The following is a 17,289-nucleotide window of genomic DNA, read 5'->3' as shown; positions in this document are numbered from 1 at the left end:
CTGGTGGAGGCTTGGTTTAATCAAAGGCTATCAGGCGGCTAAGGCTGTGTCGCTGGGGGCTTGCCAGTCGCGTACGTCGATTTTTCCGGTGACGGCTGCGGAGATTAGAGCTGTGCGGCGTTCTTGAGCCAATTCAATTTGTTTATTTGCTCTTTCAATCAAAAAGTTAAATTTTTCTTTTTGTCTCTTTATGAATAAAAAAACTTCATCTTGTTCTTCCAAAGGAGGACATGCAACCAATATCTCATTTAGGACTCCAATATTAATAACTCCCATTGTTCCACCTCGACTTAGTAACTCAAATTGTTTGAAAACCATTTCACTTTTGAGAAATTCACATAAATAAAGTGGATTGCAAATCGTTTTAACTTCGGCCTTGATCAAACGGGGATTAATAATCCCCGGCTCAGCGCTATTTGGAAAAACCGCTACTTTCCCAAATGTACCAACACAACTAATAAGGATATCTCCTGGATTTGTGCTGTAACGAAAGAGCTCTAAGAAATCGCGCTTTGAAACGTAGTAGTCGCCGATAGTAAAGTCATTCGGAATAACTTGTTCTTGACCGTAAACTTTATAGCCTTCTTTTACATACATGTCTTTTGTGATACTTGATCCAAAGGGACCAGCTATGATTCGATCACATAGGAATCTGAATTTCTTTACTCCCCAATGTTTCGGCACTTTGCCTAGCCACTCCACACCAGAATCGCGCATGGGGGCGTTGGGGTTGAGGCCTTTGGTGACGGCATGACTAATCACCGCCTGCCGTTTTTCTTTCAGCAGCTTGATCAACTCTTGCTGCTTCGCGATCAGGATATCGATCTTGGCGGTTTCATAGTCGAGGAAATTGGTGATTTTTTGTTGTTCAGAAATCGGCGGAAATGCTAACTCCAGACCGGAAAATTCGCTGAATCTAAATTCAGTTGATCTCTCGCGAATTCCTTTCGCAAGGGATGTTATGAAATCAGTTACGGCTAATTGACGCACAAGGTAACCGTAATATTGCACGTGTGTATTGGTTGGTTTTACTGGCACGCATACTGAACAAACGGGTGAACATTTTCCGTCAGAATCGCTAACGCCAATTGCTCCTGCGAACCCATCCATCGCATGTACAAGCAAGTCACCCATTCGCACACCCTGATATCCGATTTCCTTAATCGATTCAGTGAATCCCTCGACACGCCTGTTCGTCCGTAAGGTGACTTGCCCGTCCCTGAACGCCGTAACTACACCATCTTCTGGGCGTACTTCTCTTTGAACTCTCTGAAAAATATATTTTGCTTTGATTAGCTTCCAATGGTTTGGCATCTTACCTAACCAAGACAAACCGGAATCGCAATATTCTGAATAAGCCTTATACCGACTCATACCCCATCCTCCTGTGCCAGATTCAAGAGATAAAATTCATGCAGTTTCGCTTGCAGCAGTTTTTTATCGGGCAATTGCGTTTGGTATTCGGCGATCATGGCGGGAGAAAGGCTGCGGCTCAGTGCATATTCGACCACTTCATCATCTTTGCTGGCGCACAGCAGCACCCCGATGGCGGGGTTTTCGTGTGGCTTTTTGTGGTCCCGATCCAGGGCTTCCAGGTAGAAATTGAGTTGTCCCAGGTGCGATGGGCTAAAACGATCTATTTTCAGTTCAATCGCGACCAAAGCGTTCAGGCCGCGATGAAAGAACAGCAAATCAATGGCGAAATCTTGTTTCCCCACTTGCACCGGATATTCGCTACCAACGAAACAAAAATCGCGCCCCAGTTCGATCAAGAATTGCTTGAGCTTGGAGATTAAACCTTGTTGTAAATTGGCTTCGCTATGGCCCTGCGGCAAATTCAGAAAATCGACGACATAGCTGTCTTTGAAGACGTTTAAAGCTTCTGGGTGCGTTTCTCTCAACGTTGTTGAGAGTTTTACTGGATTCAAGACCATGCGTTCAAACATTGCCGTGTTGAATTGACGCTCTAGTTCACGGCTAGACCATTTTTCTTGAACTGCCATGTTGAGATAGAAGACTCGCTCTTCAGCAAGCTTACTACGGCTCATAATGATGAGATTGTGCGTCCATGGTAATTGTCTCAGCAGTGCTGCGACAATTTGATCACTTTGATAAGTTTCATAAAACTGGCGCATACGAAACAGATTGGCGCGGGTAAATCCCTTTAAATTAGGCTGCGTGATGACTAAATGTTTCGCCAGCGCATCGACCACACCATCTCCCCATTCTGCGGCCTTGATTTTACTGCTGATGTAGGCACCCACTTGCCAATACAGCTCTATCAAGGTGGTATTGACGGCTTGATAGGCGTGCTGGCGTGCGGCTGTGATCAGATGTACGACTTCAGCAAAATCGGGCTGCGCGACATTGCTCAGGTTTGATTTGCTCATGAATGCACCTCTTGCAGCAGCTTCATGATCTCTGCGCTGACTGCATCAAGGTCCGCATCTATCTCAGTCAAGTCGCGCGGTGGCTGGTATTGGTAGAAATGGCGGTTGAAGGGGATCTCATAGCCGACGATGCCAATTTGCCGGTCTTTATCGTCTTTTTTGCTGGCGTCTATCCAGGCGTCTGGCACGTGGGGTTGCACTTCTTTTTTGAAGTAGGCTTCGTTGATCTCGTTGACTGTTTTGGATGGATCTAGCGCGACGTTTTCAAAATCACGCAGGTCGCCATCGGCTTTATATTCTATGGTTTTGCCATCCACGTTAAACAGGCCATAGATAGCGTCAGCCCTGGCTTTGTGGATTTTTTTGATAACGGGCAGGGCTGCTGGGTTTTTCCAGCTTACTGCGGCTTCGATGACTTTTTTGTCTTTGGCGTCCAGGTTGATGTTGGCGAGCTTGGCTGCTTTGGCAATGGCGTCATCGTAATCGTTCATATCATCAAACTGTGATTTGCCTATCTGCGCTTGCAGGGCCTGGGCTTTGAGCATGCTGGCTTTGGCGCTTAACCAGGTATCGCGATTGAGCAGGTCTTTGATTTGCTTTTCTTTGAGGTCGGCAAAATGAATTTTGATGTAGCGGCGTATGGTGTCTTCATGTTGGCCAAGGTCGCCATAGTGCATGCAATCCGATGCATCGCTCCAGATAGCGCCTGGCAGAGTGGCGAACTCTGCGTATGCCCATTGCATGATGCTGTTCAATGCACCAGATTCAAAGCGCAGCGTGGCAATGCGCTCATCAGAGAACTGGTAAGACTGTCTTAATGGGCGCTCGATGGTAATGCGGCGGTAGCCAAATTCATGGGTTTTGAAAATCTTGGCAGCAAAGGTTTTGGCAGTCTCAGTCTTAGTGTTCGCCGATTGCCTGCCGCGATTACTTTTTAGTTCGGCGGGTTTATCCAGTTCACGCGCATCAACGGCTTCAAAATCACCAAAGCAGCGGATGATGGTGGCGATGTCGTCTGCACTCATTTCATTGCGCTTGCTACCTAATGACTTGCGCATTTTGCTGTAGAGGTTGCTGCCGTTGATCAGTTGTACCAGCCCCTTTTTCTCTTCTGGTTTTTTGTTGGACAGTACCCAGACATAGGTGGCGATGCCAGTGTTATAGAACATATCGGTCGGCAGGGCGACAATGGCTTCCAGCAAATCGGCTTCCAGAATATAACGGCGGATTTCAGATTCGCCAGAGCCCGCACCGCCTGTGAACAGGGGGGAGCCATTGAGGATAATGCCTATGCGGCCGCCGCCATCCTTAGCATCGCGCAGCTTGCTGATGAGGTGCAGCAGGAACAGCAAAGAACCATCAGAGACTCTGGGCAAGCCCGCGCCGAAGCGACCATCGTAGCCTTTTTCATTGTGCTCTTTGATGATGTCTTCTTCTATCTTTTTCCAGTCCACGCCAAAGGGAGGATTGGATAGCATGTAGTCAAACTTGGTGGAGTAGAGCTGATCATTCGACAGCGTATTGCCAAGCTTGATGTTACTTACCTCTTGCCCTTTTATTAGCATGTCTGCTTTGCAGATGGCATAGCTTTCAGGGTTCAGCTCTTGGCCAAAGGCGCGCATCACTGCCTTGGGGTTTAATTCATGCACGTACTCCATACCTGCTGACAAGAAGCCGCCAGTGCCAGCGGTGGGGTCATAAATGGTACGGATAATTCCGGGCATGGTGAGTGCTTCGTCGTCTTCCATAAATGCCAGCGAAGTCGTCAGCCGCACAATGTCACGCGGGGTGAAATGCTCACCCGCTGTTTCATTCGAACCTTCGGCAAAACGGCGTATCAGCTCTTCAAACACCAGGCCCATGTCATGGTTTGAGACAGCCTTAAGGCTGAGGTCTATCGTACGAACTTTTTGTACGACTTTATAGAGCAGGTTGGCGTCGTTTAACTGGCCTATAAACTCAGCAAAATTGAAGTATTCAAAAATCTCACGCGCATCTTTGGAGAAACTTTGTATATAACTTTCCAGATTGGCCTTGATGCCATTTTCACCCAATTTGGACAAATCCATTTTGGAGGTGTTGAAGAAACTCAGACCACCAGTCGCACGCAACAGCAATTTTTCTTGTGCTTCTTCAGGCAAATTCATACTTTCTATTTTTTGCTGCTCAGCCAACACAGCCTCTTTGCTGGCCTCCAATACACACTCCAGGCGGCGCAGCAAGCAAAACGGCAAGATGATACGGCCGTACTGGCTCTGCTTGAAATCACCACGGAGCAGGTCGGCAATCGCCCAGGATTCAGTGGCGAGGTTATTTGATGTTTGTGTCATGGATGATTCTTTGTCATTCAAAGTCGGTGAGCTGAAGCAGTTGTAGCATTGCTTGCATTTGTTTGATTTGTATCTTACCCGACTGGCAAAGGACTGCCTATGGGAATGCGCTTGGTGTAACTCAAAAAGAGCTATAGAAGAAGGGGGAATGGGCAAAGAAGAATTGCTGCCTAAAAACCAAAAAAGCCCTTGAATAATCAAGAGCTTAATCAGTGTTTGGTGCCGAGAGCCGGAATCGAACCGGCACGCCTTGCGGCGCGGGATTTTGAGTCCCGTGCGTCTACCTATTCCGCCATCTCGGCAACGCAGAACAAAATTATGACAGAGCCGTCAGGATTTTGCAAGTGGCTTGCTGCTTTTGCCGTTTGCTTTGCTTATGGGTTTCTGCCTGGCTGGTCGAAATTTACGTTCCTGCGCCACATGGCGGGGGTGGGGAAGCGTTTTTGGACTATGCGCAGGTAGTACCACAGGCTGAAGGCGACGATGGCGAGGCTGGTGCTGTTGGCCATCCAGAAGCCTGCTGCGCCGTGCAAGAAGGCGGGGCTGATGTTGTAGGGGTCCAGACCCAGCATGACGCCGCCGCCGAGGCCGCAGCCCCATAGCGCGAAGGCGTAAAGGATGGTGGGGACGATGGCGATTTTATAGGCACGCAGGATGAAGGCGGTGGTGACTTGTATCGCATCAAAAATCTGGTACACCGAAATAAAAGTGAACAGCGGGAAGGCGGCGGCGATGATGATGGGGTTGGATGTGTAGGCATGCAAAATCAGGTCGCGGCTGAACCAGATGGTGATGCCGATAGGCACAGCCAGCATGGCAGCCAGGATGATGCCGGCATTGCCAGTGACGCGGGCGGCCTGCATTTGTTTGGCGCCTATGGCTTGCGCGACCAGGGTGCCGGTGGCACTGGCAATCGACAGCGGCAGCATGTACAGGATGGTGCCAAAGTTGGCAGTGAGCTGATGGCCGGATACGGCGACTTCACCCAGGCGGGCGATGAACAGGGCCATGAAGGCGAATGCGGTGACTTCGATGAGGTAGCTCAGGCCCATGGGTATGCCAAGGTGCAGCAGGCTGCGCAGGGCTTTCCAGTTGGGTTTGACGAAGCCTGTGCCAAATAGTGCAAACAATTCATAATATTTGACGTGCTTGAGCATGAGCCAGCCAGTGATGAGCATGAGCCAGGCATTGACAGCAGTGGCAGCCGCGCAGCCTGGGCCGCCCATGGCAGGTATGCCGAGGCCACCAAATATGAACAGGGTATTGAGCGGGATTTTTATCGCCAGTGCAGCGAGCTGTATGGCCATGACCATCTTGGGGCGGCCAACTGCATTATTGAGTGCGCCATAAATCCTGAAGCCCAGCGTGGCGGGCAGGGCGATGGCGAGGATTTGCAGGTATTGCGCAGCCTTGTCATTCAAGGTGGGCGAGGCTTGTGCGATGGAGAGCAGGCTATTTGGGAACAGCAGGATCAGACATCCTATACAGGCAAGAAAGCCGCCCAGCCATACACCTTGCTTGATTTCTGCACCTATCTTTTTGAATTTGCGTGCGCCAAACAATTGGCCGACGACAGGGGAGATGGCTTGCAAAATGCCGTTGAGGCCGACGAAGATACTGACGTAAATCGAGATACCGATAGAGAGTGCTGCCAGGTCAGTCGCCGAGAAGCGCGAAGTCATGGCGGTATCTATCACCCCATTGCCTACCACGGCCATCTGGCCCACCATCATGGGCCATGACAGTGAGGCGATGCGTTTGATGTTGCCGCGCAATGTGCTGGGGTGTTCGGTCTTCATTGCTGCTTGCGCTGGTACAGGGTAAACAATTCGTCATTGTCGGCAGCGCGATGGCCAGACCAGATGACTGACCAGTGCTCTTGCTTGTATTCTGGCGGCAGCACGCTTTCATGTAGGGATTTTTTGCTGTTTTGTACCAGTAGCAGCTGGCAATCATGATCAGAGAATCCAGCAAACTGTAGCTTGCCAAAATACGCAAATGAAGCGCGTTGTGACGGGCCTATGTGGGCTTGTATGCAACCCATATTGGGTGGTACTTTTTGTGCGAGTTCTTTGGAGAGTGGCGCGTAGCTGACTTTTTGGTCCAGCCACGGCAAGCCCAGGCTTTGCACCAGCAGCCAGCACAAAATGACGCCGCCACTGGACAATACCACTGCGCGCCACAAGACGGCAGGCTGCCTGGAGATGCGCCAGTACACCAGGCGGAACCAGGCTACTGTCGCAGCCAGGGCGATGATGAAGACAAAAATATTGAAACTGGACTGATAGCCTGGCACCAGGTTGCCAGGTTTTTTTGCCAGGCCAGGTGGCCAACCTGTCTGGTCTGCCAGCCAGTAGAGCCAGATGAAGGCGGCTACGGCGGTGAAGACGATGACAGAGAACCAGTCAACCGCATTGATGGCGCTGCGTTTCATGGTCGGCAAGCCAAAGGCGGCGAGTATTGCCAGCGGTGGCAGTATTGGCAAAAGTATCGCTTCTTCAGACTGGTGATTGAGTACGGCTAGTACACCAAAGCAAATCAAAAAGCTGACAGGCAGGGAGATGTGCATGGCTTTCTCTTGCTTGCGCCATGCAAAGATGGCCCAGGCAGCAAACGGCCATGCAGGCCAGCTAAACCAGATGCCATAACGGAACAGGTAGCTGATGCTGTCAAATTTGGGAAAGTTGAACTGGCGATAATTCCACAACATCCATGACTGATAGGGCGAGCTGTCGTAAGGATGGACCAAGCTGATGGTGAACAGCCAGATACCAGCAACGACAATCGCCAGTGGCAGGGTGGTGTTGATCAGATATTTGAGCGGTTGGCGTTGCTGACGATAGGCGCAGACGGCCAGCAGGCTGATCCACAATGCCAAGGGTAATACCCAGCCACGGGTCAATACCAGCAAGCCGAGTATGCCGCCAATTTTGGCAGCAGTAAGCTTGGCCGGTTCATCCAGCAGGCGCACACATAAGTACAGGGTGCAGGCGATCAGGGAAATTTGCAGGGCTTCGGCGCTGGTTTCGTGGCTGCGCAATAGCAGACCCAGACAGCCAAGATAAATCAGTAATGCACCGTCGGCCAGGGTGCGGCCAAAATCGCGTGCTTCTGGCTGGCCGCCAAAGGCCAGTTTCAGGGGTTGTGCTTCTGGCCTGCGGCCCAGCAGATAAGTGGCATACCAGACCGAGAGCGAACCGAGCAGGAAAGAGACCCCGGTGCTCAGGCGGGCGGCCATGGGTTCACCCACCAACCAGCCAAATAATTTAATGCAAATGGCGCCCAACCAGAAAGCCAGCGGGCCTTCTTCTGGCATGGGCAGGCCAACGATGTGTGGCCACAGCCAGTCAGACAGATTGCCATGTGCCATGGTCCACATAATGCCAAAACCGGCGGCATCGTCACCTTTCCAGGGATCGCGGCCTATCAGGCCGGGCAGGATATACAGGAGACAAAGGGCGATGATTCCCCAGCGCGGTAGCGCAACAGTGGCGGCAGCAGGAAGTCGTACTGGCTTCATATCTGGGTGGTGGAGGGAAAGGATGCTTATTGTAGGGTAAAGCTTTAGTAAAAAAGGCAGCCTGAGCTGCCTTTTTTACTAAAAATTCTTGGGAACCACAGACGGTCTTGCGTACTCCGCAATTTTGTATTAGCAAGGCTGGCCCTGCTGCTACATGAGATTCGTCTATGCTTCCCTGGCCAATTAGTTGGCGACAGAAGTCTTGGAACCGACTTTGCCGAACTTTTGACGGAATTTTTCAACGCGACCGGCTGTATCCACGATTTTGTGTTTGCCAGTGTAGAAAGGATGAGATTCTGCAGAAACCTCGATCTTTACCAGTGGGTATTCTTTACCTTCAAATTCACCTTTGTCTTTAGTGGTGATAGTTGAACGTGTGATGAATTTGAAATCGCAAGAAACGTCGTGGAACAGAACTTCGCGATAATTTGGGTGAATGCCATCTCTCATGCTTGCCTCGAAAATAGTGTAGGTAGCCAATAAGCACTTCGTCGGTCGTCTTGCTTCTTGACCCGATTGCATTATCACTTGCCAAAGGTTAAATAATTGTCTGGATTTTGGACGCCCAAAATGCCAAGCCGATGATTATACAATGAAAATTGTAAGTTTTGCGATGGGATGTTGTCAGGGATGGGGGCTTATTGCAGATAAATTTGAGATAAATATGATGGGTTTGAGTGAAATTGCGTTATTTATTTAATATGTTTTCTGGTTTTTTATTGCGGCCGATAATAGTTTGCTACGGACGTCACTGGTGTGCCAGCCCAGTGGGTTCCTGTCTCCGCAGGAACGACGAATTTGAGGGTGGTTACTTTGCATGAGCTTCTGAATACCTTCGATTTTTCTCAGTCTTTCTCTGTGATAGCTCTGTGTCTCTGTGCCTCTGTGTTGAGAGGTCTTGAATTTAAAGAACCATAGACTATCAGACCCAAAACCATCCCTAACTTGATAAAATCCCCATTTTTGCACCAAATCCTGAAGGAGAAACATGACGACGAGCTATCTGGGTATGAGTTCGATGTTGCATACCATTGAAGTCGCCGGGATACTGGCTTTTGCCAGTTCGGGATTTATTGAGGCGCGGCGCAAGCGTATGGATGTGGTGGGGGTGTTTACCGTCGCCTTTATCACGGCCTTTGGCGGCGGCACGCTGCGTGATCTTTTACTGGACCGTCGCCCCTTGTTCTGGGTAGAGAACCAGGAATACCCTATCCTGATCTTTGTGATGTCTATCGTGGCCATCCCCTTTCTCAAGCATTTGCGCAATGCCGTGACTGAAAATGCCATCGTGCTGGCGGATGCGCTGGGCCTGGGTTTATTTAGTGTGACCGGTGCCTCACTGGCGCAAGAGGCGCAAATGCCCATGTTTGTATGCGTGATGATGGGGGTTATCACCGGCATTTTTGGTGGAGTCTTGCGCGATATTATCTGCAATGAGATACCGCTGGTGTTCAGGCGCAGCCATTTGTATGCCACCTGTGCTTTTGCCGGTTGCTGGGCTTATCTGATATTGAACTGGCTGCAGGTCAATGAAGGTGTTGCCCTGGTTTTTGGGGTGGGCATATGCTTCGTACTGCGCATGATGGCAGTACGTTTTGACTGGAAATTGCCAGTGTAGATATGACGATTTAGTTTTGCCCAGCGGCCAGGCGCATATTGCATTCCTGTCCTGCTGGTTTTGTTTTTTTCAATGGCGGGCGGGCTACCAGGCCTGCCATGAATATGTCCACCATATCTTCAGCGTGCAGCATCAGGCAATAGGCTGAGGAGTCTTCCAGCCATTCATGGACTATGCCTATGACATAGGCGTGGATGGCTTGCATGGCTATCCAGGTGTCGGTATCTGGATGTAATTGCCCCTGGTCAACCGCTTGCTGGACCATGGCCTGTACTTTGGCCAGGCATTCGACCCGCTTTTCGCTTTCGGCACTGAAGAAGATCAGATCGCTGTTTTTTTCACAGCGATGAAAAATGATGTCAAACACATTTTGCTGGCGTGCATTACCCGTGACCAGATTAAGGAAGTGGACATTCAATTGTTTGATGCCAGCCAGCGGGTCTTTGTGCGGTGTGGAAACAATTTCATTGAGCAGGGCTTCCATGGGCAGGAAGGCGCGGTCACACATGGCTTGGAAGAGGGCGTTTTTATCCTTGAAGTGCCAGTAAATAGCACCGCGGGTCATGCCTGCTGCCGTGGCAACATCATTGAGTGTGGTACTGGTGACACCTTTTTCAGCGAATACTTTTTCTGCCGCGTCGAGCAGCGTATTATAAGTTTCCTGCGCTTCTTCTTTCGTCTTTCTGACCATTTTGTTTCCTTTGTGTACGCAACAGGGTTTTATTTATCCTTGCATACAATTTTTTTGCTGTCTCTTCGTTATTGTAGGTGAGGCTTGCCGGATGAATATCAATGAAAGCTTATTGCTTTCTGCTGTTCACTCTGCACGAGCAAGATATTGAACCGTTTCAAGGAATCGTTTCAAGGAATCGTTTTATAGCGTTTTTAAAATTTTTTAGCCTGCATTGTTACGCATTGATACTGCTGCAAAAATAAAAAAATGAGCTGTTCCAGATCAAATTTGTTGCTCCGCAGCAGGAATTTCTTGCCTGCTTTATACTTGTTTACTTGCTTAACTGACTAGCCTTCATACCGCCGCGATTTTTGCCTGTCATGAAGCTTTCATTGAGCTGCTTTATAAAGTATTTAAATGCCGCGCCTGTCATTCGCCATTCGTCATGCGAGTGAGCGCAATAATTCTTGTTAATTTAAAAACGGCTCACGAAGAGTCTTATAAATACGGCTTGCAAAAACTCCTTCCTGTTTCATACCTATAAAAGATGGTTTTTCATAGGCGGGAACGAGTCCTGGTAGCACCCAAAATCCCTGTAATACAGTAGGGCTGTTTAAAAACTTTATTTACAAACATTCGTGAATGTATATAATAGCACACCGCCTTTCCTTTTAGAAGAAAGAATCTCCTATGCGCTCCCCTGCAAAACCAATAACAAAACTATTTCAGCTATCTTCGATCACCAGCCATATGACAAAGGCTTTGCCTGCCTTGCGTATTGCTGCTGTCAGCCTGCCATTGCTGGTGCTGGCAGCCTGCGGTGATAAAGGTGCAGCAAACGCCGGTGGCCCAGGCAAGATGCCTCCTCCAGAGGTGAATGTCGTGACTGTGCAGCCACGCAACCTGGGTATGGACTTTGAGTATGCGGCGCAAACCGCAGGTTCACGCGAAACAGAAGTGCGCGCCCGTGTTGCCGGTATTTTGGAAAACCGTCTGTATGAAGAAGGTTCTCGCGTCAAGGCTGGCACAGTGCTGTTCCAGATTGACCAGGGTGCTTACCGCACGCAACTGGCATCTGCAGAAGCAGCTGCTGGCGTGGCAGAAGCCAAGCTGAACCAGGCCAAACGCGAATTTGCACGCCTGACACCGCTGGCGGCAGAAAAAGCTATCAGCCAAAAAGAATTTGACGATGCCAAGTCTGCACTGGAAACAGCAGAAGCCAGTTACAAGCAAGTGCAGGCACAAGTCAATGAAGCCAAACTGAACCTGGGTTATACCCGTGTGGTAGCGCCTATTGATGGTGTGACTGGCGTTGCTGCCAAATCCAACGGTAGCCTGGTGACAGCGGCAGACAGTTTGCTGACCACCATCGTGCAGACAGACCCTGTGTATGTCAATTTCAGCGTACCTGAAGCTGATTACCTGAAACTGAGCAAGGATGTAGGCGCAGGCAAGATTGCTTTGCCTGGCAAGAAAACCAATAACGGCAGCCTGGCTTTTGATGTGCAGTTGAAACTGGCTGACGGCAGCACGGCTCCAGTCACAGGCAAGATGAACTTTGTCAGTGAAAAAGTGAATCCTGCCACTGGCGGTTTTGATGCACGTGCACAGGTACCTAATCCTGATGGTACTTTGCGTCCAGGTCAGTTTGTGCGCGTGATACTCAGCGGTGCTACCCGTAGCGCAGCCATTGCCATACCTCAGCGTGCGGTGATAGACAGCCCTATGGGCAAGATCGTCTTCACGGTGTCGCCTGATAACAAGCTGGTACCGAAACCGGTTGAGCTGGATGGCTGGTCACATGGCGAATGGATAGTGACCAAGGGTTTGCAAGGTGGTGACCGCGTACTGGTGGATGGTTTCATCAAGGCACATGACCCAGGCATGACAGTGACGCCAATCGCGATTACGGCCAAGGCAGCATCCGCCCCGGCGGCACCGGCAGGTGCGCCAGCGGGCAAGCCTGATGATAAATCTGCACCAGCATCTGCACCTGCGTCGGCACCAGCAGCAAGTGCTGCGGCCAGTGCAGAGGCAAAACACTAAGCTTCTGACCAGCTGAAAATCCGCTGCATAACTTAGCTAAGGCTACAAGGAATAATTCATGTTCTCAAAATTTTTTATTAACCGGCCGATCTTCGCGACTGTCTTGTCGCTGATCATCGTGCTGGCCGGTCTGGCCGCCTTGCGCGTTCTGCCGATTTCGCGCTACCCGGAGATTTCTCCGCCGGTAGTCAATGTGACTGCGGTCTATCCTGGTGCGTCTGCCGAGGTGGTTGAACGTACCGTTGCTGGCCCGATAGAAGAACAGATCAACGGCGTGGAACACATGCTGTATATGGACTCTGTTTCTTCTGCTGATGGTCGCGTTTCCATTAACGTGACTTTTGAAGTCGGTACCAATCTGGATATCGCGGCAGTTAACGTTAATAACCGTGTGCGCCAGGCAGATGCCAAGTTGCCGCAGGAAGTACGTCGTCAGGGTGTGACTGTTTCCAAGAGCTCATCCAACTTCCTGGTGGTTGCAGCCTTGTTCTCGCCAGATAACCGCTATGACGCGCTGTATTTGTCCAACTATGCAACCCAGAATGTGCTGGATGCATTGAAGCGCGTACCGGGTACTACCAATATCCAGATTTTCGGTGCCAAGGATTATGCGATGCGTATCTGGATGCGTCCTGACCGCATGGCACAACTGGGTGTGACGGTTGCCGATATTTCCAATGCGATTACCGAGCAAAATGCCCAGTACGCAGCTGGTAAAGTAGGTGCACCACCAAATAATACCGAAGAGCTGACGATGACAGTAACGGCCAAGGGCCGCTTGCTGGAACCATCTGAGTTTGCCAATATCATCGTTAAATCTGCCAAGGGTGGTTCTGCCATCCGCATCAGCGATGTGGCCCGTGTTGAACTGGGTTCCAAGGATTACAACCTGTATGGTCGCGTCAATGGTCACCCGTCTGCCAACATCGGTGTGTTCTTGCAAACCGGTGCAAATGCGCTGGAAACCCGCAAGGCTGTAGAGCAAACACTGAAAGACCTGAAAGCCAAGTTCCCTGAAGGTATGGAATACGCAACGCCGTATGACACTACGCCTTTTGTGACTGAGTCGATTGCTGAAGTGTTGAAAACCCTGGCAGAAGCCATGGTGCTGGTGTTCATCGTTGTCTATCTGTTCCTGCAAAGCTGGCGCGCGACCATCATTCCTACACTGGCTGTACCGGTGTCACTGATTGGTACCATGGCTGGTCTGCATTTGCTGGGCTATAGCATCAACACGCTGACACTGTTCGGTATGGTGCTGGCGATTGGTATTGTGGTGGATGATGCGATTGTGGTGCTGGAAAACGTTGAGCGTCTGATCAATGAAGAAGGCATGACACCAAAAGATGCGGCGATTGAAGCCATGCACGAAGTGACTGGCCCGGTTATTGCGATTGTGCTGGTCCTGGTAGCGGCATTTGGCCCTATCGCTTTCCTCGGTGGTCTGGCGGGTGAGTTGTATCGTCAGTTCTCAGTCACGATCTCTATCGCTGTGGTGTTGTCCGGTATCGTTGCTTTGACTTTGACGCCAGCTTTGTGCGCGATTTTGCTCAAGCCGGGTTCAGAAAATCATAACCGTTTCTTCACCTGGTTCAATGCGGCTTTCTTGCGTTTGACCAAGCGTTACACCAATGGCGTTACCTTCTTCATGAAGCGCGCTGTGCTGGGTATCGCACTGGTGCTGGGCATGGTTGCCCTGACGGGTCTGTTGTGGAAAAACGTACCTGGTGGTCTGGTGCCGGATGAAGATCAGGGTTACTTCATTGGTGCGGCCATCATGCCGGATGGTGCTTCACTGGACCGTACTGATGCGATGGTGCGTCAGGTCGAATCCATCATGAAAACCAACAAAAACATCGATACGACGTTTGCTCTGGTTGGCCTCGATTTCCTGGGTGGTGGCGGTTTGAAATCTTCTGCTGCAACCATGTTCTTCCCATTGAAGCCCTGGGAAGAGCGTACCCAGTCTGCGCAGCAGATGGTGGGTGAAAGCTATATGAAAACCGGCCGTATCAAGGAAGGCTTGCCGCTGTTCTTTGCACCGCCTGCAATTCAGGGTCTGGGTCAGACTGGTGGTTTTGAGTTCTATCTGCAAAATGCGGGTGAAGGTGGCGTGAAACGTCTGGCGCAACTGTTGCCATTGCTGATCGCTGAAGCCAATAAGCAGCCTGAGCTGGCTGGCGTGAAAACCTTGTGGCAAGCTAATTCTCCACAATTGTTTGTTGATGTGGACAATGAAAAAGCGCGCTCCATGGGTGTGGCCTTGTCAGATGTATATAACACCCTGGCAGCGACCATGGGTAGTTACTACGTCAATGACTTCAACAAGAACGGTCGTATCTACACCGTGCAGTTGCAGGCAGAAGGCCAGTACCGTGCCAAGCCGGATGATATAGGCAGCATGTATGTACGCTCGAATACCGGGCAGATGATACCTGTGCGTGCATTCACGACCATCAAGTTCATTACTGGTCCTGATTCTGTACAGCGTTTCAATGCCTTGCCATCCATTAAATTGCTGGGTGATGCCAAGCCAGGCTTCAGCTCTGGTCAGGCGATTGCAGCGATGGAAAGAGCAGCGAAAAATGTCTTGCCTGCTGACGTAGTCTACGACTGGGGTGGCGCATCCTTCCAGGAAAAACGCAGCAGCAATGCCGCAGGCCTGGCACTGGGTGCTGGTGTACTGATGATTTTCCTGATCCTGGCTGCACAGTATGAAAAATGGTCTCTGCCATTCTCAGTCTTGCTGGCCATGCCTTTCGGTATCTTCGGTGCCTTGCTGGCAGTGTATTTGCGTCACTTCAACAATGATGTGTATTTCCAGATTGGTCTGGTGACGCTATTGGGCTTGTCGGCGAAGAATGCGATTCTGATTGTGGAATTTGCGGTCATGAAAGTGCATGAAGGTTATGCGCCGGTGGCTGCGGCACTGGAGGCAGCACGCTTGCGCTTCCGTCCTATTCTGATGACTTCGCTGGCCTTTATTTTGGGTGTGGTGCCACTGGCTTTCTCGCACGGTGCAGGTGCTGCCGCGCGTCAATCCCTGGGTACTGGTGTATTGGGCGGTATGCTGGCAGCGACTTTCCTGGCGATCTTCTTCGTACCTTTGTTCTTCAAGCTGATCAATGACAGACGTTTGAAAACCACTGAGCAGGATTTTGAACACCCTGTGCATATTTTGCACAATGCGCCTCAAGCAGATGTGAAGGAAAAATAATGTCTGGAACAAAATTCATATTAACAACGCTGGTCGCCAGTATGGTGCTGGCGGGCTGCACCTCGGTCGGGCCAAATTACCAGCGCCCGGCGCTGGAAACCCCGGCCAGCCTGGGTGTAGTAGCGACAAAAAACCAGCAGGCGGCAGTTGACTACGCTGCCTGGTGGAAGAGCTTTCAAGACCCGGTGCTGGATAGTTTGCTGGATGAAGCCAGCAAAAATAACCAGGACCTGGCCCTGGCTGCTGCACGCATAGAAGAAGCACGCGCTGTTGCGGTAGGTGCCAATTCAAACCGTTACCCCAGTGTAGACGGCAACCTTGGTGCAACACGTACCCGTACCAGTGAAAATGCTGGCAAGCTGGGTGCGGGTGCCAGCCCTTACAGCAAAGACTTTCAGCTGAGCCTTACCGCTTCGTATGAAGTTGATTTCTGGGGCAAGCTGGCACGTGCAGATGAAGCAGCCCGCGCACGTTTGCTGGCGCAGGAAGCCAGTCGCGGCCTGATACAAAGCAGCCTGTATGCGAATGTTGCACAAAGCTATTTCGCCATGCGTGCGGCGGATGCACAACTGGCCCTGGCAGAATCAACCTTGAAAACCCGCCAGGAAAACCTGCGTTTGCAACAGCGCCGTTTTACAGCGGGTGCGACCAGCGAACTCGATTTGCATGTCGCTGAATCTGAAGCTGCTGCCACTGAAATCAGTTATACCCAGGCCAAACAGGCTTTGTCGAATATAGAGTCGACACTGGCTGTCTTGCTGGGCCGCTCTGCCAGCGCGATTGCACAACCTGTGATTGCCCGTGGTAACGAGATTGGCAGTCTGCATCAGCAATTGATCATGCCGGCAGATTTGCCATCTGATTTGCTGAACCGCCGTCCGGATATTCTGTCGGCAGAGCAGGCACTGGTAGCTGCCAATGCAGATATCGGCCAGGCCAAGGCGCAATATTTTCCTAGCGTTAAATTGACGACGACGGCTGGTTATGAGTCCCGCGTATTCCAGGACTTGATCAATCCGGCATCGCTGCTGTGGAGTCTGGGCAGCAGCCTGGCGCAACCTATCTTCCGCGCCGGTGCAATTGGCGCGGTAGTGCAAGGTGCTGAAGCCCGCAAGAACCAGGCATTGGCGCAATATGTGCAGGCAGTGCAGGGCGCTTTCCGTGATGTGCACGATGCACTCAACAATACGGCGGCCAATGAGCAGGTGAATGTGGCTTCCGAGCGCAGGGTGACTGCATTGAAAGATTCATTGCGACTGGCAGACCTGCGCTATAAGAATGGCTATAGCAGCTATCTGGAAGTCTTGAATGCACAACGCGATCTGTTCCAGGCGCAAGCCAGCCTGATTGACAGTAAGCGCGCACAATTGTCGTCTGTAGTCAGTATTTACAAGGCCGTCGGCGGTGGCTGGAGCAAGCCTGAAATTTTGGCCGGTAAATAAAAAACGGTAGCAGAATGAAGTATGAAAATTGGGCTCCAATGCAGATTGGAGCC

11 protein-coding genes and 1 tRNA gene are annotated in these 17,289 nt (G+C 50.7%); 4 read left to right on the top strand and 8 right to left on the bottom strand.

The window, feature by feature from the left end; genetic code table 11:
- Positions 1-30: 30 nt before the first annotated feature.
- The 7 genes from DFR42_RS22380 to DFR42_RS22350 all read right to left on the bottom strand — a co-directional run bounded on the left by DFR42_RS22380 (position 31) and on the right by DFR42_RS22350 (position 8,690).
- Complete coding sequence (locus DFR42_RS22380; protein WP_110257268.1) at positions 31-1,374, bottom strand: restriction endonuclease subunit S; 1,344 nt, start codon at positions 1,372-1,374, stop codon at positions 31-33.
- Entirely contained in the window at positions 1,371-2,390 is a 1,020-nt protein-coding gene (locus DFR42_RS22375) for a PDDEXK nuclease domain-containing protein (RefSeq protein ID WP_110257267.1), read from the bottom strand. Before DFR42_RS22375 ends, DFR42_RS22380 begins: the two co-directional genes overlap by 4 nt.
- On the bottom strand, positions 2,387-4,720 hold the full coding sequence (locus DFR42_RS22370; protein ID WP_110257304.1) for a type I restriction-modification system subunit M: 2,334 nt from the start codon (positions 4,718-4,720) through the stop codon (positions 2,387-2,389). Before DFR42_RS22370 ends, DFR42_RS22375 begins: the two co-directional genes overlap by 4 nt.
- Positions 4,721-4,937: 217 nt before the next feature.
- Positions 4,938-5,022: transfer RNA gene (locus tag DFR42_RS22365), tRNA-Leu, on the bottom strand.
- 72 nt (positions 5,023-5,094) lie between these two features.
- A complete protein-coding gene (locus DFR42_RS22360) occupies positions 5,095-6,519 on the bottom strand; it encodes an MATE family efflux transporter (protein ID WP_110257266.1) in 1,425 nt (474 codons plus the stop codon).
- Entirely contained in the window at positions 6,516-8,240 is a 1,725-nt protein-coding gene (locus DFR42_RS22355) for an ArnT family glycosyltransferase (protein WP_110257265.1), read from the bottom strand. The genes DFR42_RS22360 and DFR42_RS22355 overlap by 4 nt, the downstream gene beginning before the upstream one ends.
- Positions 8,241-8,423: 183 nt before the next feature.
- The gene (locus DFR42_RS22350; RefSeq protein WP_110257264.1) at positions 8,424-8,690 is read right to left on the bottom strand and encodes a type B 50S ribosomal protein L31; all 267 of its coding nucleotides are present in this window, start codon (positions 8,688-8,690) and stop codon (positions 8,424-8,426) included.
- 538 nt (positions 8,691-9,228) lie between these two features.
- Here DFR42_RS22350 and DFR42_RS22340 point away from each other — a divergent pair.
- Complete coding sequence (locus DFR42_RS22340; protein WP_245937048.1) at positions 9,229-9,858, top strand: trimeric intracellular cation channel family protein; 630 nt, start codon at positions 9,229-9,231, stop codon at positions 9,856-9,858.
- A 10-nt stretch (positions 9,859-9,868) separates the two neighbouring features.
- Here DFR42_RS22340 and DFR42_RS22335 read toward each other — a convergent pair whose 3' ends face one another.
- Complete coding sequence (locus DFR42_RS22335) at positions 9,869-10,549, bottom strand: TetR family transcriptional regulator (protein WP_110257262.1); 681 nt, start codon at positions 10,547-10,549, stop codon at positions 9,869-9,871.
- A 732-nt stretch (positions 10,550-11,281) separates the two neighbouring features.
- Here DFR42_RS22335 and DFR42_RS22330 point away from each other — a divergent pair.
- From DFR42_RS22330 to DFR42_RS22320, 3 genes are read left to right on the top strand one after another with little or no spacing between them, the layout of a single operon-like run.
- Positions 11,282-12,577: an efflux RND transporter periplasmic adaptor subunit gene (locus DFR42_RS22330; RefSeq protein ID WP_110257261.1), complete on the top strand. Its 1,296-nt coding sequence runs from the start codon at positions 11,282-11,284 to the stop codon at positions 12,575-12,577.
- Positions 12,578-12,635: 58 nt separating this feature from the next.
- Entirely contained in the window at positions 12,636-15,794 is a 3,159-nt protein-coding gene (locus DFR42_RS22325; RefSeq protein ID WP_110257260.1) for an efflux RND transporter permease subunit, read from the top strand.
- Complete coding sequence (locus DFR42_RS22320; protein ID WP_110257259.1) at positions 15,794-17,236, top strand: efflux transporter outer membrane subunit; 1,443 nt, start codon at positions 15,794-15,796, stop codon at positions 17,234-17,236. The genes DFR42_RS22325 and DFR42_RS22320 overlap by 1 nt, the downstream gene beginning before the upstream one ends.
- Positions 17,237-17,289: the final 53 nt, after the last annotated feature.

It is taken from the genome of Undibacterium pigrum, assembly GCF_003201815.1.
Taxonomy (GTDB): Bacteria; Pseudomonadota; Gammaproteobacteria; order Burkholderiales; family Burkholderiaceae_D; genus Undibacterium; species Undibacterium pigrum.
The sequence above is the reverse complement of the archived record's forward strand: the minus strand, read 5'-3'. Positions and strand labels throughout refer to the sequence as shown.

Coding starts and splice junctions, on each gene's coding strand:
- DFR42_RS22380 (WP_110257268.1), bottom strand. CDS start 1,374: ATGAGTCGGTATAAGGCTTATTCAGAATATTGCGATTCCGGTTTGTCT.
- DFR42_RS22375 (WP_110257267.1), bottom strand. CDS start 2,390: ATGAGCAAATCAAACCTGAGCAATGTCGCGCAGCCCGATTTTGCTGAA.
- DFR42_RS22370 (WP_110257304.1), bottom strand. CDS start 4,720: ATGACACAAACATCAAATAACCTCGCCACTGAATCCTGGGCGATTGCC.
- DFR42_RS22360 (WP_110257266.1), bottom strand. CDS start 6,519: ATGAAGACCGAACACCCCAGCACATTGCGCGGCAACATCAAACGCATC.
- DFR42_RS22355 (WP_110257265.1), bottom strand. CDS start 8,240: ATGAAGCCAGTACGACTTCCTGCTGCCGCCACTGTTGCGCTACCGCGC.
- DFR42_RS22350 (WP_110257264.1), bottom strand. CDS start 8,690: ATGAGAGATGGCATTCACCCAAATTATCGCGAAGTTCTGTTCCACGAC.
- DFR42_RS22340 (WP_245937048.1), top strand. CDS start 9,229: ATGACGACGAGCTATCTGGGTATGAGTTCGATGTTGCATACCATTGAA.
- DFR42_RS22335 (WP_110257262.1), bottom strand. CDS start 10,549: ATGGTCAGAAAGACGAAAGAAGAAGCGCAGGAAACTTATAATACGCTG.
- DFR42_RS22330 (WP_110257261.1), top strand. CDS start 11,282: ATGACAAAGGCTTTGCCTGCCTTGCGTATTGCTGCTGTCAGCCTGCCA.
- DFR42_RS22325 (WP_110257260.1), top strand. CDS start 12,636: ATGTTCTCAAAATTTTTTATTAACCGGCCGATCTTCGCGACTGTCTTG.
- DFR42_RS22320 (WP_110257259.1), top strand. CDS start 15,794: ATGTCTGGAACAAAATTCATATTAACAACGCTGGTCGCCAGTATGGTG.